19 protein-coding genes and 2 pseudogenes are annotated in these 19,476 nt (G+C 70.4%); 15 read left to right on the top strand and 6 right to left on the bottom strand.

Going from position 1 to position 19,476, the window contains the following annotated elements; genetic code table 11:
- Positions 1-13: 13 nt before the first annotated feature.
- From ACPCHZ_RS00895 to ACPCHZ_RS00880, 4 genes are read right to left on the bottom strand one after another with little or no spacing between them, the layout of a single operon-like run.
- Positions 14-919 carry a DUF2993 domain-containing protein gene (locus tag ACPCHZ_RS00895; protein WP_423483015.1) on the bottom strand — a complete coding sequence of 302 codons (906 nt, stop codon included), beginning with the start codon at positions 917-919 and terminating at the stop codon, positions 14-16.
- Positions 916-1,731, bottom strand: a complete 816-nt coding sequence (locus ACPCHZ_RS00890) for a carbon-nitrogen hydrolase family protein (protein WP_423483014.1) — start codon at positions 1,729-1,731, stop codon at positions 916-918. Before ACPCHZ_RS00890 ends, ACPCHZ_RS00895 begins: the two co-directional genes overlap by 4 nt.
- 4 nt (positions 1,732-1,735) lie before the next feature.
- The gene (locus ACPCHZ_RS00885) at positions 1,736-2,521 is read right to left on the bottom strand and encodes a class I SAM-dependent methyltransferase (protein ID WP_423483013.1); all 786 of its coding nucleotides are present in this window, start codon (positions 2,519-2,521) and stop codon (positions 1,736-1,738) included.
- A 21-nt stretch (positions 2,522-2,542) separates the two neighbouring features.
- The gene (locus tag ACPCHZ_RS00880; RefSeq protein ID WP_423483012.1) at positions 2,543-3,055 is read right to left on the bottom strand and encodes a DUF2505 domain-containing protein; all 513 of its coding nucleotides are present in this window, start codon (positions 3,053-3,055) and stop codon (positions 2,543-2,545) included.
- A gap of 26 nt (positions 3,056-3,081) precedes the next feature.
- Here ACPCHZ_RS00880 and ACPCHZ_RS00875 point away from each other — a divergent pair, with 26 nt between their 5' ends.
- Together ACPCHZ_RS00875 and ACPCHZ_RS00870 are read left to right on the top strand one after the other, a co-directional pair.
- Positions 3,082-4,122, top strand: a complete 1,041-nt coding sequence (locus tag ACPCHZ_RS00875; RefSeq protein WP_423483011.1) for a UDP-N-acetylmuramate dehydrogenase — start codon at positions 3,082-3,084, stop codon at positions 4,120-4,122.
- Between the two features lie 27 nt (positions 4,123-4,149).
- Entirely contained in the window at positions 4,150-5,412 is a 1,263-nt protein-coding gene (locus ACPCHZ_RS00870; protein ID WP_423483770.1) for a L,D-transpeptidase, read from the top strand.
- Here the strand turns inward: ACPCHZ_RS00870 and ACPCHZ_RS00865 are convergent.
- A complete protein-coding gene (locus ACPCHZ_RS00865) occupies positions 5,409-6,167 on the bottom strand; it encodes an SDR family oxidoreductase (protein ID WP_423483010.1) in 759 nt (252 codons plus the stop codon). The two genes, ACPCHZ_RS00870 and ACPCHZ_RS00865, sit on opposite strands and share 4 nt — an antisense overlap.
- A gap of 223 nt (positions 6,168-6,390) precedes the next feature.
- Here ACPCHZ_RS00865 and ACPCHZ_RS00860 point away from each other — a divergent pair, with 223 nt between their 5' ends.
- The 10 genes from ACPCHZ_RS00860 to ACPCHZ_RS00815 all read left to right on the top strand — a co-directional run bounded on the left by ACPCHZ_RS00860 (position 6,391) and on the right by ACPCHZ_RS00815 (position 16,219).
- The gene (locus ACPCHZ_RS00860; protein ID WP_423483769.1) at positions 6,391-7,689 is read left to right on the top strand and encodes an ROK family protein; all 1,299 of its coding nucleotides are present in this window, start codon (positions 6,391-6,393) and stop codon (positions 7,687-7,689) included.
- Positions 7,690-7,710: 21 nt separating this feature from the next.
- A complete protein-coding gene (mshA, locus tag ACPCHZ_RS00855; protein WP_423483009.1) occupies positions 7,711-9,027 on the top strand; it encodes a D-inositol-3-phosphate glycosyltransferase in 1,317 nt (438 codons plus the stop codon).
- Positions 9,024-9,554 carry a YbjN domain-containing protein gene (locus tag ACPCHZ_RS00850; protein WP_423483008.1) on the top strand — a complete coding sequence of 177 codons (531 nt, stop codon included), beginning with the start codon at positions 9,024-9,026 and terminating at the stop codon, positions 9,552-9,554. Before mshA ends, ACPCHZ_RS00850 begins: the two co-directional genes overlap by 4 nt.
- A 13-nt stretch (positions 9,555-9,567) precedes the next feature.
- Positions 9,568-10,323 carry a phosphoglyceromutase gene (locus tag ACPCHZ_RS00845; protein WP_364973464.1) on the top strand — a complete coding sequence of 252 codons (756 nt, stop codon included), beginning with the start codon at positions 9,568-9,570 and terminating at the stop codon, positions 10,321-10,323.
- 130 nt (positions 10,324-10,453) lie between these two features.
- Positions 10,454-11,656 carry a sensor histidine kinase gene (locus ACPCHZ_RS00840; RefSeq protein ID WP_423483007.1) on the top strand — a complete coding sequence of 401 codons (1,203 nt, stop codon included), beginning with the start codon at positions 10,454-10,456 and terminating at the stop codon, positions 11,654-11,656.
- Entirely contained in the window at positions 11,653-12,339 is a 687-nt protein-coding gene (regX, locus tag ACPCHZ_RS00835) for a two-component sensory transduction protein RegX (RefSeq protein WP_364973459.1), read from the top strand. Before ACPCHZ_RS00840 ends, regX begins: the two co-directional genes overlap by 4 nt.
- A gap of 130 nt (positions 12,340-12,469) precedes the next feature.
- Positions 12,470-13,726 carry a methyltransferase domain-containing protein gene (locus ACPCHZ_RS00830; RefSeq protein WP_423483006.1) on the top strand — a complete coding sequence of 419 codons (1,257 nt, stop codon included), beginning with the start codon at positions 12,470-12,472 and terminating at the stop codon, positions 13,724-13,726.
- Entirely contained in the window at positions 13,723-14,532 is an 810-nt protein-coding gene (locus ACPCHZ_RS00825; protein WP_423483005.1) for a glucose-1-phosphate cytidylyltransferase, read from the top strand. The genes ACPCHZ_RS00830 and ACPCHZ_RS00825 overlap by 4 nt, the downstream gene beginning before the upstream one ends.
- Positions 14,529-15,188, top strand: coding sequence for a PIG-L deacetylase family protein (locus ACPCHZ_RS00820; protein ID WP_423483004.1), 660 nt, complete (start codon positions 14,529-14,531; stop codon positions 15,186-15,188). Before ACPCHZ_RS00825 ends, ACPCHZ_RS00820 begins: the two co-directional genes overlap by 4 nt.
- Complete coding sequence (locus ACPCHZ_RS00815) at positions 15,185-16,219, top strand: NAD-dependent epimerase/dehydratase family protein (RefSeq protein WP_423483003.1); 1,035 nt, start codon at positions 15,185-15,187, stop codon at positions 16,217-16,219. Before ACPCHZ_RS00820 ends, ACPCHZ_RS00815 begins: the two co-directional genes overlap by 4 nt.
- On the opposite strand, the gene ACPCHZ_RS00810 is transcribed toward ACPCHZ_RS00815, so the two are convergent.
- A complete protein-coding gene (locus tag ACPCHZ_RS00810; RefSeq protein WP_423483002.1) occupies positions 16,203-16,757 on the bottom strand; it encodes a dTDP-4-dehydrorhamnose 3,5-epimerase family protein in 555 nt (184 codons plus the stop codon). The genes ACPCHZ_RS00815 and ACPCHZ_RS00810 overlap by 17 nt on opposite strands.
- 14 nt (positions 16,758-16,771) lie before the next feature.
- On the opposite strand from ACPCHZ_RS00810, the pseudogene ACPCHZ_RS00805 reads away from it, so the two are divergent.
- The 3 genes and pseudogenes from ACPCHZ_RS00805 to ACPCHZ_RS00795 all read left to right on the top strand — a co-directional run.
- Positions 16,772-17,743, top strand: a pseudogene (locus ACPCHZ_RS00805) (class I SAM-dependent methyltransferase); the annotation flags it as partial.
- A gap of 54 nt (positions 17,744-17,797) precedes the next feature.
- The gene (locus ACPCHZ_RS00800; protein ID WP_423483768.1) at positions 17,798-19,189 is read left to right on the top strand and encodes a glutamate-1-semialdehyde 2,1-aminomutase; all 1,392 of its coding nucleotides are present in this window, start codon (positions 17,798-17,800) and stop codon (positions 19,187-19,189) included.
- Positions 19,190-19,197: 8 nt separating this feature from the next.
- Positions 19,198-19,473 (top strand): annotated as a pseudogene (locus tag ACPCHZ_RS00795) (hydrolase); the annotation flags it as partial.
- Positions 19,474-19,476 lie beyond the last annotated feature (3 nt).

The following is a 19,476-nucleotide window of genomic DNA, read 5'->3' as shown; positions in this document are numbered from 1 at the left end:
CAGCGCCGCCGGGTCAGAGCTCGGAGAAGCAGGGGTCTTCCTGGCCCTTGGGCATCTGGGCGTTCTCCGTCGCGAACACCGCCGTCACTCCGGTGTCGGTGACCTCGACGCTGCGGGCGGTGATGTTCATCGGGTAGTTCTTCGTCAGCTCGCCGGTGAACGCGTCGAGCGCGGGTTGCACCGTCTCGCGCGGCAGCGTGAAGCCCAGTCCGGTCAGGTTCGTCACCTGCAGCCCGATCCCGCCGTCGACGATCGCCGGTTTGGCCGTGATGGTGCCGAGCGCGCCCTCCAGCTCGATCGTGCCGCCCTGCGGGTTGGTGGTGACGCCGGTCAGGAAGCTCCCGAACAGTGGAATGGCATCCTGCACAGTCTGTTTGATGCCGTCTGCGGCCCAGGTGATGTTCGCCGTGAGTGATCCGACCGAGCCACCGGAGTTGGCGGTGTCCTCGAGACGGACGTCGCGGATGTCGATGGCCACCTTCATGCCCTTGGCCTCGCGGATCTGGTTGCCCGCCGTCTCGATGTTGATGTTGGTGTAGTGACCCGTCATGTGCTGCAGCAGGAACGGCGGCAGCGGGTCGAACGACGCCTTCGCCTCGTCCTGCACGATGCACGACACCACCCGGGAGACGACGTCGTCGGCCCGGTTGCGGGCGTACAGCTCGCCGCCGAGCAGGCCGGCGGCCACCAGCGCGATCACGATGACCACCACCAGCACGATCGACAGCGGATCGCGGAACAGGCCCTTGACCTTGCTGCCGAACGACGAGCCCTCGTCGTCGCCGGAGGGCGGCGGACCCGACGGCGCGCCCTGCGGCGGGAAGCTCTGACCGCCGGGCGGCGGCGGCAGATTCGGCGGCGGTTGGTGTGGTGGCGGGACGGGCGGCTGGTTGGCAGGGCGGGCCCAGTCATCGGTCACCCGAGCGATTCTGCCTTACCGAAGTGAGCCGAGCCCGAGCGGTTGTGCAACACCGCGATGCTGTCGCGGGCTTTCTGCGCGATCTCCGGATCGATGTCGGCCAGCAGCAGCTGCGGATCGGGACCCGCGCTGACCAGCTCTTCGCCGGTGGGGGAGGCGACCAGGCTGGCGCCGACCCCGGTGGGTCCGGAGGCGGCCACCTCGTCGCCCGGGTATGCCTGGCCGACGGCCGCGATGTATCCGGTGGTGTCGAGCGCGCGGGCCCGCGCCAGCAGCGTCCACTGGTCGACCTTGCCCGGTCCGGATCCCCACGAGGCGTGCACGGTGATCAGCTGGGCGCCCCGGCGGGCCAGCTCGACGTACAGCTCAGGGAAGCGGATGTCGTAGCAGGTGGTCAGGCCGACGTCGAGGCCGCCGACAGTGATCAGCACCGGCTCGGAACCCGGTGCGACGGTGCGTGATTCGCGGAAGCCGAACGCGTCGTAGAGGTGGATCTTGTCGTAGTGCGCGTCCACGCCGGGACCCGCGCCGATCAGTGTGTTGGTGACCCGGCCGTCGCCACTCGGGGTGAACATGCCCGCGACCACCACGATCCCCGATCGGTCGGCGACGGCGCGGACACCGTCCGCCCAAGGGCCGTCGAGCGGTTCGGCGACGGGCGCCAGCGGCACGCCGAAGCGGCACATCGTCGCCTCCGGGAACAGCACCAGCTCCGCGCCGGCGTCGGCGGCGCGGCGGGTGTGGTCCTCGACCGTCTCCAGATTGGCGGCCGGGTCGGTGCCTGCGGCGATCTGTGCCAGGGCGATCCGCATGCACTCAGCCTAACGGCGCGACGGTTTCCCACGGGACCGTGAGCACCCCGTCGCGGATCCGGCGCCGCGGCGGCTCGACCGGAACGCCCTCCTCACGCAGCAGGCCGAGCATCGCGCGCCAGCGCACCCGCGGCCCGAAGACGCCGTGGCCCGCGACGCTGGCCCAGGCGCGGTCGGCGGCCGTCAGCAGTCCGTGGATCGGCTGCCCCGGCACGTTGTGGTGGATCAGCACCTTGGGCAGCCGTTCGGCGAGGTCGGAGGGCCGCTCGATCGCGAACGGGTCGCAGGCCAGCGTCAGGCTGACCGGCGCCTCGGCGTCGAGCAGCACCCAGGCACACCGCCTGCCCAACTCGTCGCAGGTCCCGTCGAGGATCAGCCCGCCCGGCGCGAGCCTGCGCTGCATCGTCGACCACGCCTCGGCGACGGCCTCGACGGGATACTGCCGCAGCACGTTGAAGGCGCGGACCAGGACGGGGCGCAGGCCGGCCAGCTCGAAGCCGCCGAGCGCGAAGTCCACCCCTGCCGTCGCGGACGAGCGGGCCGCGTCGACCCGTTCGGGATGGATCTCCAGGCCCACCACCCGCACGTCCGGCCGGATCAACCGCAATCGCGAGGCGAGTTCGAGCGTGGTGACCGGCAGGGCGCCGTAGCCGAGGTCGATTACCAGCGGGTCGGTGGCGGAACCGACGGCGGTGCGCACCCGAGCCGAGTGCACCAGCCACCTATCGCTGCGGCGGAGCCGGTTGTAACCGGTGGTGCCGCGGGTCAGCTGGCCGAGGGGCGCACCCACGGGCCGAGTCTATGGCCCGGGTCAGGCGTTCTCGGCGATCCACGCCGTGGTGAAGCGCTGCTCGGCGATCAGCACGTCGACGAGCTGGCCGCCGATCAGGTTCTCCAACTTGCCGCCGACCAGCGGGACGCGCACCTCGACGGTGGCCTTGCAGGTCAGCCTCGACGCCTCGCCCGCCCGTTCCGGCGCCAGCGTCATCGCACCGTCCAGGGTGACCGGGGCGCCGAGGATCACCCCGTTGACGAATCCGGTCGCCCGGCCGTCCGTCACCGGGTCCCAGTGCTCCTCGCGCTGGATCGCCAGGTCGCCGCGGTGGAACTGGGTGACGATCCCGGGCAGCCGGTCGGCGCGCAACACCTGCGTGGTCTTCACGGTGACGCTGCCGTCGGGCCCGGCGGTCAGCGCGTCCAGCGAATAGTCGTCGGCGCCGGAATCGGTCAGCCGCGACAGCCAGTACCCCTCGTCGCGCAGCGCCCGGTGGACCTCTTCGACGGTGCCCTCGTATTCGGTGGCCAAGTCGAATGAACGCGGCATAGCCAGCCAGGCTACCGTGACAGCCCGTGGGGCAGCAGTCCGAGGAACGCGACGTGCCGCTGGCGCCGTTGACCACACTGCGGATCGGCCCGGTGGCCCGCAGGCTGGTCACCGCCACCAGCACCGAAGAGCTCGTGGCGGCACTGCGCAGCGCCGACAACGCCGACGCGCTGGTGCTGGCGGGCGGGTCGAACGTGGTCCTCGCCGACGACATGACCGACCTGACCGTCGTGCGGGTGGCCAACACCGAGATCACCGTGCTCGACGACGTGGTGCGGGCCGAGGCGGGCGCCTCGTGGGACGACGTGGTGGTCACCGCGCTGGCGTACGGGCTGGGCGGACTCGAGTGCCTGTCGGGCATCCCCGGCTCGGCCGGTGCGACACCGGTGCAGAACGTCGGCGCCTACGGGGCCGAGGTCGCCGACACCATCGCCCGCGTCCGGCTGTTCGACCGGCGCAGCGGCGAGGAACAGTGGGTGGGTCCCGAGGCGATGGGATTCGGCTACCGCACAAGCATTTTGAAGAACTCGACCGCGGCCGTCGTGCTCGAGGTGGAATTCGCCCTCGATGCGGGCGGGCGCAGCGCGCCGCTGCGCTACGGCGAACTGGCGACGGCGCTGGGGGAGGAACCGGGCGCCAGGACCGACCCGCTGCGCGTCCGCGAGGCCGTGCTGGCGCTCCGGGGCCGCAAAGGCATGGTGCTTGACGACGGCACCGACCACGACACCTGGAGCGTCGGGTCGTTCTTCACCAATCCGGTGGTGAGCGCCGCCGACTTCGACCGCCTGCGCGCCGCCGTCGACGGCCCGGTGCCGCACTATCCCGCCGGCGAGGGCGTGAAGCTGGCGGCCGGCTGGCTGGTGGAGCGCGCCGGGTTCGGCAAGGGCTACCCCGGCCCCGGCGCCCCGGTGCGGCTGTCGACCAAGCACGCGCTGGCTGTGACCAATCGGGGCGATGCCACCACCGCGGACCTGTTGTCGCTGGCCAGGACGGTGCGCGATGGGGTATCCGCCGCCTTCGGGATCGAACTCACACCCGAGCCGACTCTGATCGGGTGCACTCTCTAGGTACGCTGGATCGACGTGAGCCCCCTGATGAATCGGCGTAAGGCCCTGACCGCCCTGGCGGTCGGTGTCGTCGCGCCCGCTGCCCTGGCGGCCTGCGGCAGCGAGGCGGGCACACCGGAGGCGGCCGAGGACAAGCCCGCCGCTCCTGAGCTGAAGTTCGAGCCTGCGGCCGCGGCCACCGACGTGTCGCCGACCACCCCGGTCAGCCTCGAGGTGAGGGGCGGGTTCATCCAGCGCGTGGTGCTGGCGAACGTCGAGGGCAAGCCCGTGGCGGGCGTCCTCAACCGGGAGCGCACCGCATTCAGTACCACCGAACCGCTGGGCTACGGCGCGTCGTACACGTGGGGCGGGTCGGTGGTCGGCGAGGACGGCAAGGCCGTGCCGGTCAAGGGCACGTTCAGCACGATCGACCCGGCCACCCAGGTCAGCGGACAGTTCCAGCTGGCCGACGGGCAGACCGTCGGCATCGCGGCGCCCGTCATCCTGCAGTTCGACGCGGCGATCGACGACAAGGACAAGCCAACGGTCGAGCGGTCGCTGTCGGTCACCACCAATCCGCCCACCGAGGGCAGCTGGGCATGGCTGCCCGACGAGGTCGGCGGCTCCCGAGCGCACTGGCGCACCCGCGAGTACTTCGCCCCCGGCACCACGGTGCGGGTCGACGCCCGGCTCTACGGCGTGCCGTTCGGACAGGACGCCTACGGAGCGGCGGACTCGTCGCTGGACTTCACCATCGGCCGCCGCCAGGTGGTCAAGGCCGAAGCGTCGTCGCACCAGATCGAGGTCACCACCGACGCCGGGGTGATCATGACCCTGCCGTGCAGCTACGGCGAGGGCGATCTGGACCGCAACGTCACCCGCAGCGGCGTCCACGTGGTCACCGAGAAGTACGAAGACTTCTACATGACCAATCCGGCCGCCGGCTACGCCAACATCCGGGAGCGGTTCGCCGTCCGGATCTCCAACAACGGCGAGTTCATCCACGCCAACCCGGCGAGTTCGGGCGCGCAGGGCAACAGCAACGTCACCAACGGCTGCATCAACCTGTCCACCGAGGACGCACAGCAGTACTTCAACACCGCGATGTACGGCGACCCGGTCGAGGTGACCGGCACCCGGATCCAGCTGTCCTACGCCGACGGCGACATCTGGGACTGGGCCGTGCCGTGGGAGGAGTGGAAGTCGATGTCGGCGCTGTCGGACGCCGCGCCGCCGTCGGGCATCCCCAGCACCGCACCGGCCGTGCCGTCGGGCGCGCCGCAGCCGGTGAACGACCGCCCGGGCGGCTAGCTCCTCCGGTTGAAGCGGGACCCGGCCGCGCCGCTGACCTGATCGCGCGGCCGCACCACGATCAGATCCAGGTCGACGTGTGAGGGCCGGCCGGCGACGAAGCCGATGACCTCGGCGATGTCCTCGGCGACCAGCGGTGTGACGCCCTCGTAGACCTTGGCGGCGCGCTCCTCGTCGCCCTCGAACCGGTTCAGCGAGAACTCGGTCTGCACCATGCCCGGGGCGACTTCGGTGAGCCGCACGGGTTTTCCGAGCAGCTCGCTGCGCAGCGTGCGGTGCAGGACGCCCTGGGCGTGCTTGGCGGAGGTGTAGCCGCCGCCGTTGTCGTAGATCTCCACGGCGGCGATCGAGGTGACCGTGACGATCAGCCCGTCGCCGGACTCGATGAGCTTGGGCAGCAGCGCCCGCGTGACGAGCAGCGTGCCCAGGACGTTCGACTCCCACATCCACCGCCAGTTGTCGACGTCGGCTTCGGCCACGGGCTCCAGACCCCTGGCCCCGCCGGCGTTGTTGACCAGCACGTCGACCCGGTCCAGGCGCTCGGCCAGCGCCGCCACCGCGTCGGCGTCTGTGACGTCCACCACAGCTGCGGTGCCACCGATCTCATCGGCGACGGCCCGCACCAGCTCTTCGCGGCGGGCCGCGCAGACTACATGAAAGCCTTGTGCGGCAAGGGTTCTCGCGGTCGCTGCACCGATGCCTGCGCTGGCCCCGGTGACCACTGCGACGCGCCGGTCGGAAGTGGGAGTCGTCATCTGAACAACTCTAGCCAGCGTGTTAGATTCACTTCATGTCCAGCACGTGTCAGGTCGGCGCCGCACAGCACTGTTGTTGCTGTCGTCGCTCACGCCGCCGCGCCTGACAGAGCCGAGGACATTTCGTCCCGTTGAGTCGCAGGTGTGGCCAGGAACCCACCAGCCGACCGACAGAGGACATCCCGTGCGTACTGCCACCCCCGCCCCCACCGCGATTTCTCCCATCGCGAGCTCGCCGATCTCGCGGCGCGCCCACGTGCGCACCGCGCCGGCCGTCAAGCGGGCGCCGCTGGCCCGCCACCACATCGTCGCCCCGTCGCTGCGGGTCGCCGACACCGCCGCCGCACAGGTGTTCAGCGCCGCGCGGACCCGCGGCCCCATCGCCCGCGACGCGATCGCCAGGGTCACCGGCCTGAGCATCGCGACGGTCAACCGCCAGGTCACCGCCCTGCTGGACGCCGGTGTGCTGCGGGAGCGCGCCGACCTCGCCGCCTCGGGGGCGATCGGCAGGCCGCGGGTGCCGGTCGAGGTCAACCACGAGCCGTTCCTGACGCTCGGCGTGCACATCGGCGCCCGCACCACCAGCATCGTGGCGACCGACCTGTTCGGCCGCACCCTCGACGTCGTCGAGACGCCGACCCCGCGCAGCGCCCAGGCCGCCGCCTTGGTGACGCTGGCCGACAGCGCCCGCCGGTATCTGAGCCGCTGGCACCGGCGCCGTCCGCTGTGGATCGGCGTCGCCGCGGGCGGCATCGTCGACAGCGGCACCGGACACCTCGACCACCCGCGGCTGGGCTGGTCGGACGCTCCCGTCGGCCCGGTGCTCGCCGAATCGCTCGGCCTCCCGGTGTCGGTGGCCTCGCACGTCGATGCGATGGCCGGCGCCGAACTGCTGCTCGGCGTCCGACGCGCGGCGACGCCCCCCGCCGCTTCGGCGCTGACCCACTCGACGAGCCTGTACGTCTACGCCCGCGAGACCGTCGGCTACGCCCTGTCGATCGACGGCCGGGTGCACTCGCCGGGTAGCGGGCCGGGCACCATCGCCGCGCTGCCCGCACAGTCGCAATTGCTGGGCGGCACAGGGCAATTGGAGTCCACCGTCAGCGACGAGGCGGTGCTCGCGGCCGCCCGGCGCCAGGGCGTCGTTCCCGCCGACGGCCCGTCGTCGACCCTGGGGAACGTGCTGCGCGCGGCACGGCAGGGCAACGCGGCGGCCAGGGAGCTGCTCACCGAGCGCGCCCGTGTGCTCGGCGAGTCGATCGCCCTGCTGCGCGACCTGCTCAACCCCGACGACCTCGTCGTCGGCGGGCAGGCATTCACCGAGTACCCGGAGGCCATGGCGACCGTCGAGGCCGCGTTCGCCGAGCGGTCGGTGCTGGCGCCGCGCGACATCCGGCTGACGGCGTTCGGCAACCGGGTGCAGGAGGCCGGCGCGGGCATCGTGTCGCTCGGCGGACTGTACGCAGACCCGATCGCGGCGATGCGCCGCGCGCAGGCCCGCCGCCCCGAAGCCACCGCGTAGCCGAGGTGTAGACATGACGGTGTGCGCCTAGCAGCGGATCAGCCGGACGTCTCAGCGCGCCGCGTCGCGGTGCTGTCGGTGCACACCTCGCCGCTGGCGCAGCCCGGCACGGGCGACGCGGGCGGCATGAACGTCTACGTACTGCAGACCGCGCTGCACATGGCGCGCCGCGGCGTCGAGGTCGAGATCTTCACCCGCGCCACGTCGTCGGCCGACCCGCCGGTGGTGCGGGTGGCGCCAGGAGTGCTGGTGCGCAACGTCGTCGCCGGGCCGTTCGAGGGTCTCGACAAGTACGACCTGCCGACCCAGCTGTGCGCGTTCACCGCGGGGGTGCTGCGCGCCGAGGCCACCCACGAACCGGGCTACTACGACATCGTGCACTCGCACTACTGGCTGTCGGGTCAGGTCGGCTGGCTGGCCCGCGACCGCTGGGCGGTGCCGCTGGTGCACACCGCGCACACCCTGGCCGCGGTGAAGAACGCCGCACTCGCCGAGGGCGATGCGCCGGAACCGCCGCTGCGCGCGGTCGGTGAGCAGCAGGTGGTCGACGAGGCCGACCGGCTGATCGTCAACACCGAAAACGAAGCGCGCGAACTCGTCTCGCTGCACCACGCCGATCCGTCGCGCATCGACGTCGTGCACCCCGGGGTCGACCTCGACGTGTTCACCCCGGGCGACAAACGTGAGGCCAGGGCCCGGTTGGGCCTGGCCGCCGACGAGGACGTGCTGGCCTTCGTCGGCCGGATCCAGCCGCTCAAGGCGCCCGACGTGCTGCTGCGGGCTGCCGCCAAGCTCCCCGGCGTCCGGGTGGTGATCGCGGGCGGACCCTCCGGCAGCGGAATGGCCGCACCCGACGGGCTGGTTCGGCTGGCCGACGATCTGGGTATCGCAGACCGCGTGACGTTCCTGCCCCCGCAGTCCCGCGAAGACCTCGTGACGGTCTATCGCGCCGCCGACCTCGTCGCGGTGCCCAGCTACTCGGAATCCTTCGGCCTGGTCGCCGTCGAGGCCCAGGCCTGTGGCACGCCGGTGGTGGCCGCGGCCGTCGGCGGCCTGCCCGTCGCCGTGCGTGACGGCGTCACCGGGGCCCTGGTGGACGGCCACGACACCGACGATTGGGCGCACGCGATGAACGCCCTGCTCGAACGCGGACCGGACACCATGCGCGATGCGGCCGTCGCACACGCCGCGTCGTTCTCCTGGGCACACACGGTCGACGCACTGCTGGCCGGATACGGGCACGCCATCTCGGACTACCGCGCCCGCCACCCGCGCCAGGAGGCGACCGCCCGCCGCGGCGGCAGACGATTCTCGATGCGCCGCGGGGTCAGGGCATGACCGAACGCGTCCGGAAGATCATCGTCGACACGCTCGTCGAGCACGGGCTGGACTACACCCTGCACGAGGGCGCGCACGGCGGGTTGCCCGGCATCGTGGTCGCGCTGCCCGGCGAGCGCCGGTTGACCACCAACACGATCCTCACCGTCGGCGAGCACTCGGTGCGCGTCGAGGCGTTCGTCTGCCGCAAGCCCGACGAGAACCACGAGGGCGTCTACCGCTTCCTGCTCAAGCGCAACCGCCGCCTCTACGGGGTGGCCTACACGCTGGACAACATCGGCGACATCTATCTCGTCGGCCGGATCGCGCTGCCCGCCGTGACCGCCGAGGAACTCGACAGTGTGCTCGGCCAGGTGCTCGAGGCCGTCGACAACGACTTCAACACGCTGCTCGAACTCGGCTTCAAATCGTCGATCCAGCGGGAGTGGGAGTGGCGGGTCAAGCGGGGCGAATCGCTGAAGAACCTGCGCGCGTTCGAGCACCTCATCGACGATGCGAGCGACCAGGACGGTGCCGCACAGGCGTGAGAGGATGCCAGCCATGGCTGATTCCGGAGAATCCACGCTGATCCTGCTCCGCCACGGCGAGAGCGAATGGAACGCGAAGAATCTGTTCACCGGCTGGGTCGACGTCGACCTCACCGACAAGGGCCGCGCGGAAGCGGCGCGGGCCGGCGAGCTGATGGCCGAACTGGACCGGCTGCCCGACGTCGTCTACACCTCACTGCTGCGGCGGGCGATCACCACGGCCAACCTGGCGCTGGACAAGGCCGACCGGCACTGGATCCCGGTGCACCGCGACTGGCGGCTCAACGAACGTCACTACGGCGCGCTCCAGGGCCTGAACAAGGCCGAGACCAAGGAGAAGTACGGCGACGAGCAGTTCATGACGTGGCGGCGGAGCTACGACACCCCGCCGCCGCCGATCGAGGCCGGCAGCGAGTTCAGCCAGGACACAGACCCGCGCTACGCGGACATCGACGGCGGCCCGCTCACCGAGTGTCTGGCCGACGTGGTGGCCCGGTTCGTCCCGTACTTCGAACAGACGATCGTCCCCGATCTGCGGGCAGGCCGGACCGTGCTGATCGCCGCGCACGGCAACTCGTTGCGCGCGCTGGTGAAGTACCTGGACAAGATGTCCGACGACGACGTCGTGGGGCTGAACATCCCCACCGGCATCCCGCTGCGCTACGACCTGGACTCCGACCTCAAGCCGCTGGTGGTGGGGGGAACCTACCTGGATCCCGAGGCGGCCGAGGCCGGCGCGGCAGCCGTCGCCTCGCAGGGCGCAAAGTAGCCGTCGACGACCGCCGCCCGGGAAAACAGTCGGTGAACGGGGCCCGAACACCTGCTCCTGGCTCTGTGACATGTCTCGTTTTGGCCGCACGCTGCTGGGATGACGTTCACCGGATGCGTACGCTTTTCGCGTGAGCGTGGTTTCCGCGCTGCTGCTGACCGCAGTGGTGGCGTTACTCGCCCTGGCCCTCGGGGCCGGGGTAGGTGTCGTGCTGACGCCCCGGATCGTCGAGGCGAGGCAGCGCCGGGCCGTCGAACAGGCCGGTATCACCGTCTCCCAAATGCTCGCGCACATCGTGTCGGCGTCGCCGACGGGAATCGTCGTGGTCGACACCTTCCGTGACGTCGTCTACTCCAACGAGCGGGCCATCGAGCTGGGCCTGGTCCGGGAGCGTCTGCTCGACGACCGGGCATGGGCCGCCGCCGAGCACACCCTGTCGACCGGCGAGGACGTCGACGTCGACCTGACGCCGCGCAAGCTGCAGCACCCCGGCCGGTCGGGCCTGTCGGTGCGCGGCCACGTGCGGCTGCTGACCCAGGTCGATCGCCGGTTCGCCGTCATCTACGTCGCCGACCAGTCCGAACACGCCCGTATGGAAGCCACCCGCCGGGACTTCGTGGCCAACGTGAGCCATGAGCTGAAGACACCGGTCGGCGCGATGGGCGTGCTGGCCGAGGCACTTCTCGCCTCGGCGGACGACCCCGACACCGTGCGGCACTTCTCCGAGAAGATGGTGGCCGAGGCGCACCGGCTGGCCGACATGGTCGGCGAGCTGATCGAGCTGTCCCGGCTCCAGGGCGGCGAACGGCTGCCCGACCTGGAGGTCGTGGAGGTGGACAGCGTGGTCTCCGAGGCGCTGTCGCGGCACAAGGTGGCCGCCGACAACGCCGACATCGCGATCACCACCGACGCGCCCACCGGCTTCCGCGTGCACGGCGATCAGGCGCTGCTGGTCACGGCGCTGGCGAATCTGATCTCCAATGCGATCGCCTACTCACCACACGGGTCGTCGGTGACGATCAGCAGGCGCCGGCGGGGCAACAACATCGAGATCGCGGTGACCGACCGCGGCATCGGCATTGCCAAGGCCGACCAGGAGCGGGTCTTCGAGCGCTTCTTCCGGGTCGACCAGGCGCGCTCGCGCGCGACCGGCGGCACCGGCCTCGGGCTCGCGATCGTCAAACACGTGGCCGCGAACCACAACGGATCGATCCGGCTGTGGAGTCAGCCGGGCACGGGGTCGACCTTCACGTTGTCGATCCCCGCCTACTTCGGTGTCGACGGCGACACCGCTCACCAGATGGATGAACGAGAGGACCCCGCCGGACCATGACCAGTGTGTTGATCGTGGAAGACGAAGAGTCGCTGGCCGATCCGCTGGCCTTCCTGTTGCGCAAGGAGGGCTTCGAGACGACGGTGGTGGTGGACGGCCCCTCGGCACTCGCCGAGTTCGACCGGTCGGGGGCCGACATCGTGCTGCTCGATCTGATGTTGCCCGGCATGAGTGGCACCGATGTGTGCAAGCAACTGCGGTCACGGTCGAGTGTGCCGGTGATCATGGTGACGGCGCGGGACAGCGAGATCGACAAGGTGGTCGGCCTCGAACTCGGCGCCGACGACTACGTCACCAAGCCGTATTCGGCCCGCGAGCTGATCGCGCGCATCCGCGCGGTGCTGCGCCGCGGCACCGACGCCGACGACTCGGGCATCGCCGACGGCGTGCTGGAAGCCGGCCCGGTGCGGATGGATGTCGAGCGGCACGTCGTCAGTGTGAATGGCGAGCCGATCACGTTGCCGCTCAAGGAGTTCGACCTGCTCGAGTATCTGATGCGCAACAGTGGCCGGGTGCTCACCCGCGGTCAGCTCATCGACCGGGTGTGGGGTGCGGACTACGTCGGTGACACCAAGACGCTCGACGTCCACGTCAAGCGGCTCAGGTCGAAGATCGAGGCCGACCCCGCCAATCCCGTGCACCTGGTGACCGTCCGCGGTCTGGGATACAAGCTCGAGGGCTGACTCCGGAAGCCACGGCACTGGCTCCCTGGCAAAAACCTGTCGCCTTCGTGCGATTTCAGCAACGTTCGCACAGTTAGCTAAGCTCTGTTAGGCTCCGCATCGGAGTCACCCCTAGAGCGAAGGCCTCAATGTGTCGTGCCGCCTGTGTGCATCTGATCGGCTGATCAGCGTCCTGGACCTCGGCGCCACGCCGCCGTGTGAGAAGTTCCTGTCGGCTGCCGGCCTCGAACTGCCGGAAACGACGTTTCCGCTGCACCTCCGCGTGTGCGCGGACTGCATGCTGCTGCAGATCCCGGCGCTGATCACCCCTGAGGACACCTTCACCGAGTACGCCTACTTCTCGTCGTTCTCCGACAGCTGGGTCGATCACGCGCGGCAGTTCGTCGGCGGGGCCGTCGAGCGGCTGAGCCTGACGGAGAAGTCATTTGTCGTCGAAGTCGCCAGCAACGACGGCTACCTCCTCCGACACGTTGTCGACGCGGGGGTGCGGTGCCTCGGCATCGAACCGTCGGTGAACGTGGGCGCCGCGGCCGTGGAGCGCGGCGTGCCGACCGTGACGGCGTTCCTCGACGAGGCGACGGCCCGCGACGTGCGAGCCGAGCACGGCGCCGCCGATCTCGTGGTCGCCAACAACGTCTACGCACACATTCCGGATCTGCTGGGGTTCACCCGAGCGCTGCGTCTGCTGATGGCCGACGACGGCTGGCTGTCGATCGAGGTGCACCACGCACGCAACCTCGTCGAGCTCGCGCAGTTCGACACGATCTATCACGAGCACTTCCAGTACTACACGGTGGCTTCGGCCGCGCGTGCGCTCGCGACGGCGGGGCTGGCCGTCGTCGATGTGGAGCTCATCCCCACCCACGGCGGGTCGATCCGGGTGTGGGCGCGGCCCGAGGCGGTCGCGGGCACACCGACCGCACGGGTGGCCGAGGCGCTGGCCGCCGAGGAGGAGGCCGGTCTGCACGACGTCGCCGGCTACGTCACGCTGCGTCCCCGCGTCGAACACGTCCGCCACGAACTGCTGCGCTACCTGCTCGACTGCCGCGAAGCGGATAAGCGGGTGGTCGGCTACGGCGCGCCCGGCAAGGGAAACACCCTGCTCAACTACTGCGGCATCCGGTCGGACCTCATCGAGTACACCGTCGACCGCAACCCGTACAAGCACGGCAAATACACCCCCGGCACCCGCATCCCGATCCATTCGGTGGACCGGCTCGAGAAGGACCGGCCCGACGTCATCGTCGTCCTGCCGTGGAATCTGGCCACCGAGATCACCGAGCAGCTGGCCTACACCGCTGAATGGGGCGCCGAGCTGGCCATCCCGCTTCCGAGCCTGGAAATCGTCCGGCCCGGCACAACCACCACCACGAGGGGTTCCGAATGAAGGTAGTGCTGTTCTGCGGCGGATATGGCATGCGGATGCGCAACGGCGCCGAGGACGTGATACCCAAGCCCATGCAGATGATCGGCCCGAGGCCGTTGATCTGGCACGTGATGCGCTACTACGCACACTTCGGGCACAAGGAGTTCATCCTCTGCCTCGGCTACGGCGCGAGCCACATCAAGGACTTCTTCCTGAACTACCAGGAGGCGATGTCGAACGACTTCGTCATCCGGGACGGCCAGGTCGACCTGCTGGACTCCGACATCGCCGACTGGACGATCACCTTCGTCGACACCGGGCCGGAGTCGCCGATCGGCGAGCGGCTGCGCCGGGTCCGGCACTTCGTCGAGGACGACGAGTACTTCCTGGCCAACTACGCCGACGTGCTCACCGACGCGCCGATGGACCAGATCGTGGACGAGGTGAAGGCGTCCGGGGCGGCCGCCTCGATGCTGATCGTGCCGCCGCAGTCGTCCTTCCACTGTGTCGACATCGCCGACGACGGCAACATCAGCGGCATCACTGCGGTGTCGCAGCTGCCGATCTGGGAGAACGGCGGCTTCTTCGTCCTCAAGACCGCCGACGTGCTGGAATTGCTCACCGAGAACTGCGACCTCGTCGAGGACGTCTGCGGCAAGCTGGCAGGCCAGGGAAAGCTGTACGGTCACAAGCACTTCGGATTCTGGAAGCCGGCCGACACCTTCAAGGAGCGCGCCGAACTCGACGCCGGATACCAGCGCGGCGACCGGCCCTGGATGCTGTGGGAGCACTCGAAGGCAGCTCCGCAACTCGCGCCGGCGACGTGATCGATCTGCACGCAGGAGAGCTGCGCGAGATCGCCGTCCTCGGGGCGCACTGCGACGACATCGCCATCGGCATGGGCGGCACACTGCTGGCACTCTCGCAGGCCAATCCCGGCCTGCGGGTGCACGCGCTGGTGCTCAGCGGTGCGGGCACCGAACGGGAGGCCGAGGAGCGCGCCGCGCTCGACGCATTCTGCCCGGGCGCCGCGGTGTCGGTGACGATCCTCGATGTGCCCGACGGCCGTGCGCCTGCGCACTGGGAGCGGGTCAAGGACGCGCTGAAAGGATTTCGCGCGACATGCGAGCCCGACGTGGTGTTCGCCACGCACCGCGGCGACGCCCACCAGGACCACCGGACGCTGGCCGAACTGGTGCCGACCGAGTTCCGCGACCACGTGATCCTGGGCTACGAGATCCTCAAGTGGGAGACTGACACCCCGGCCGTGACGGTGTTCCATCCCCTCGACACCGCGACGGCCGAGGAGAAGGTCCGGCTGCTGCACAAGCACTATCCGTCCCAGACCGCCAGGGACTGGTTCGACGAGCTGTCGTTCCTCGGCCTGTCGCGGCTGCGCGGCGTGCAGTGCCGCAGCAGCCACGCCGAGGCATTCGTGGTCGACAAGGTGGTCGTCCGATTCGGGAAAGGCAACGCCGCATGACACAACGGGTTCTGGTCACCGGCCACCAGGGGTATCTCGGCACCGTGATGGTGCCGGTGCTGCAGGCCGCAGGCCACGACGTGGTGGGCCTGGACAACGGGTACTTCCGCGACTGCGTGCTCGGCGACGCGCCGGTGGACCCGCCCGGCCTCAGCAGTGACCTGCGCGACGTGACCGTCGAGGAGCTGCGCGGATTCGACGCCGTGGTGCACCTCGCCGCGCTGTCCAACGATCCGCTGGGGGCGCTGGAGCCGCAGATCACCTACGACATCAACCACTGGGCGTCGGTCCGGCTGGCGCGGCTGGCCAAGGAAGCCGGCGTGAAGCGGTTCCTCTACGCGTCGACCTGCTCGGTGTACGGCGCCGCGGGCGACGGCCTGGTGGGCGAGGACGCACCGCTGCGGCCGCTGACGCCGTATGCGATCAGCAAGGTCCGCGTCGAGGACGACGTGGCGGCGATGGCCGACGACGACTTCACCCCGGTATTCCTGCGCAATGCAACGGCATTCGGGTTCTCGCCGCGACTGCGTGCGGACATCGTGCTGAACAACCTGGTCGGGCACGCCGTGCTGAGCGGTGTGGTGCGGGTGATGTCGGACGGCACACCGTGGCGCCCGCTGGTGCACGCCCGCGACATCGCACAGGCGTTCGCGGTCTGCCTGTCGGCACCCGCGAACACCATCTCGTGCCGGGCGTTCAACGTCGGCGGCGAGGCGAACAACGTCACCGTGGCACAGATCGCCGACGAGGTGGTCGACGTCGTACCCGGTTCGACGGTCGCGATCACCGGTGAGAGCGGCGCCGATCCGCGCTCCTACCGGGTCGACTTCAGCCGCGCCCGCAGTGAACTCGGATTCGAGGCGGTGTGGTCGATCGCCGACGGCGCCGCGGAGCTGTACGCCGCCTACGTGGCACACGGCCTGCAGCGCGACGACTTCGAACGCAAATTCACCCGGTTGGCGCGACTGCAGGAGCTGCGCGGCAGCGGTGCGATCGACGAGACGATGCGACGTGTCAGCGCAATTGCGTGAGCAGCGCGGCCCAGCTGCCCGCGGCGGCGTCGCGGTCGGAGATGCGCGTCACCGGCAGCGGCCACTCGATCGCCAGCTCGGGATCGGCGTGGTGGACCGCGACGTCCTCGGTGGGGTCGTGCGGGCGGTCGATGCGGTAGCAGACGTCGGCGATCTCGGTGAGCGCCTGGAATCCGTGCAGGATGCCGGGCGGCACGTACAGGTGCCGGAAGTCGTTGTCGTCGAGCAGGAACGACTGATGTCTGCCGAAGGTCGGCGACGACGGCCGGGCGTCGACGAGCACGTCGTGCACCGCGCCGTGCGCGCAGCGGACGAGCTTCGCCTCGCCGCGGCCGCGCCGTCCGTGCAGGCCGCGGAGCACACCCCGGGTCGACCGGGACTGCGAGTCCTGCCGGAATGTGGCGGCGGCGCCGGGCGCGCCGAGGTGATCGTCGAAGATGTCCGCGTCGAAGGTGCGGGTGAACAACCCGCGATCGTCACGGTGCGGCTGCGGGACGAGCACCACCACCCCGGCCAGCTCGGCCTGCTCGATGCGCACGAGGACATGCTGCCATGAGTTGTCGGGGATGCGGGGAGCCGGCGCTGCACCGGGTGCTGGACCTGGGCGCCGTGCCGGCTGCCGATCATTTCCCGCCTGCGTCGTCACCGGTGCGGCCGCAGGAGGCGGCCCACCCGCTGGCGATGGCGTTGTGCCCCGACTGCGGGCTGGCCCAGCTGTCCGAGGACGACACGGTGACCGACGAACCGCGCGGTATCGAACCGCAGGCGCTGCGCGATCAGGCCGCCGACGCGGTCGCCCGGGTCGCCGGACAGGGCTGGCTGACCGGCAGCACGGTCCGCGAGTTCGGCAGTCCGCACGGCGGCAGCTGGCTGCCACTGCTCGCCGACCGGGGCTTCGCGACCACAGAGGGTCCCGCCGACGTGGTGCTCGACTGCTTCGGCATCATGCACGAGCCCGACCAGAAGGCTGCGTTCGCGCAGCGGGCCGCCGCCACCCGACCCGGTGGTGTGCTGCTGCTGCAATACCATTCGCTGTCCGCGATCGTGTCGCACGGTCAGTGGAATGCTTTGCGCCACGGGCACTTCGCGTACTACTCGATGCCCGCGCTGGCACGGCTGCTCGCCGGTGCGGGCATGCGGGCCGAGACGGTGTGGCATTTCGACCTCTACGGCGGAACGGTTCTCGTGGCCGCCGTGCACGGAGACGCGCCACCGGGCGCGGACGCTGTGGCGCTGCTCGAAGCGGATGCGGCGATGACCGACCCGCGGCACGTCGGCGCACTGCAGGTGGCCGCGGACACTCACGCGTCGCAACTGCACGGCTGGCTGGAGTCGGAACGGGCCGAGTGCCGGCGGGTGTTCGCCTACGGCGCTGCGTCGCGGGCGGTGGCGTTGTTCGCCCGTGCCGGTGTCGACCGGTCGCTGATCGGCGGCGTGGCCGACGCGTCGCCGGCCAAACAGGACCGCCGGATGCCGGGCACCGACGTGCCGATCATCTCGCCCGACGACCTTGAGGCCGCTGGACCCGACACCGTCCTGCTCACCGTGCCCGACCTGCTGCCCGAGGTGTCGGCGCGGATGCCCGGGCTGGCGGGCAGGTGGGTGACCGACGAGAGGTTCGCCGTGCCGCAACAACCTTCGTTCGAGCGTTCGCGGGCGCTGCAGGAGCGGTTGCACGACCTGGTGCCCGGAGGTGCGCACACCTACGCCCGCGGGTCCGATCAGTACCCGGAGTTCATGACGCCGGTGTTGACGCGCGGATCCGGCGCACGGGTGTGGGACGTCGACGGCAACTCCTACGTGGAGTACGGCATGGGGTTGCGCTCGGTGACCCTCGGCCACGGCTACCGGCCGGTGGTGGAGGCGGTGAGTCGGGCGATCGCCGACGGCGTCAACTTCAGCAGGCCGACCGTGATGGAGGTCGCCGCAGCCGAGGACTTCCTGTCGTTGGTGCCGGGCGCCGACATGGTGAAGTTCGCCAAGAACGGTTCCGACGTCACCACCGCGGCGGTGCGACTGGCCCGGGCGGTCACCGGGCGGGCGAAGGTGGCCGCGTGTGAGCAGCCGTTCTTCTCGACCGACGACTGGTTCATCGGGACGACCGCGATGAACAGCGGCATCCCGGACGCGCATGTCGCGACGACGATCCGGTTCAGCTACAACGACCTGGACTCTGTGGCGGCGGCGCTGGCCGGTGAGGACGTCGCATGCGTGATCCTGGAGGCGGCCACGGCGACCGCCGAACCGGCGTCCGGATTCCTTGAGGGCGTGCGGGAGTTGTGCGACCGGCACGGCACGCTGCTGGTGTTCGACGAGATGATCACCGGCTTCCGCTGGGCGGCCGGCGGTGCGCAGGCCGTCTACGGCGTGCGGCCGGACCTGTCGTGCTGGGGCAAGGCGATGGCCAACGGGTTTCCGCTGTCCGCGCTGGCCGGTCGGCGGGAGTACATGGAACGGGGCGGCTTGCGCACCGACGAGGACCGGGTGTTCCTGCTGTCCACCACGCACGGCGCCGAAACCGCCTCGCTCGCAGCGTTTTCGGCGGTGGTGCAGGCATACCGTGGCGGCGACCCGGTGGGCCGGATGGAGCGCGCGGGCCGGATGCTGGCCGAGGGCGTGACTACGGCGGTGGCCGAGCACGGCCTGGAACGCCACGTCCGGGTGATCGGCCGGCCGTCATGCCTGGTGTTCGTCACCGGTGACGCCGAGGGTGTCCCGTCCCAGGCGTACCGGACGCTGTTCCTGCAGGAGTTGTTGCGCCGCGGGGTGCTCGGCCAGTCGTTCGTCACCTCAGCCGCGCACACCGATGCCGACATCGAGCACACGATCGCCGCTGTGCGCGGCGCCCTGCCCGTCTACCGCCGCGCGGTCGACGCCGGGTCCGTCGACGGGCTGCTGGAGGGCCGTCCCGTCGCCCCGGCCATCCGCCGCACGGCCGCACCACGATTCATCGACGCGCGGGTGTCCTGACCGAGAGCTGCGCGATGGGAATTCGTGATGCGGTGCGGGCGCTGGGCATCGAGGTGTGGGCGGGGTTGCACACCGGTGAGGTCGAGGTGCGTGGCGATGACATCGGGGGGATCGGTGTGCACATCGGTGCGCGGGTGAGCGCACTGGCCGGACCCCACGAGGTGCTCGTGTCCCGGACGCTGCGCGACCTCGTGATCGGGTCCGGGCTCGAATTCGAGGACCGCGGCGCGCATGAGCTCAAGGGCGTACCGGGCCCTTGGCAGCTGTTCGCCGTGACGTCGTAGCGG

It is taken from the genome of Mycobacterium sp. NPDC050041 (assembly GCF_049541695.1).
Lineage (GTDB): Bacteria > Actinomycetota > Actinomycetes > Mycobacteriales > Mycobacteriaceae > Mycobacterium.
The sequence above is the reverse complement of the archived record's forward strand: the minus strand, read 5'-3'. Positions and strand labels throughout refer to the sequence as shown.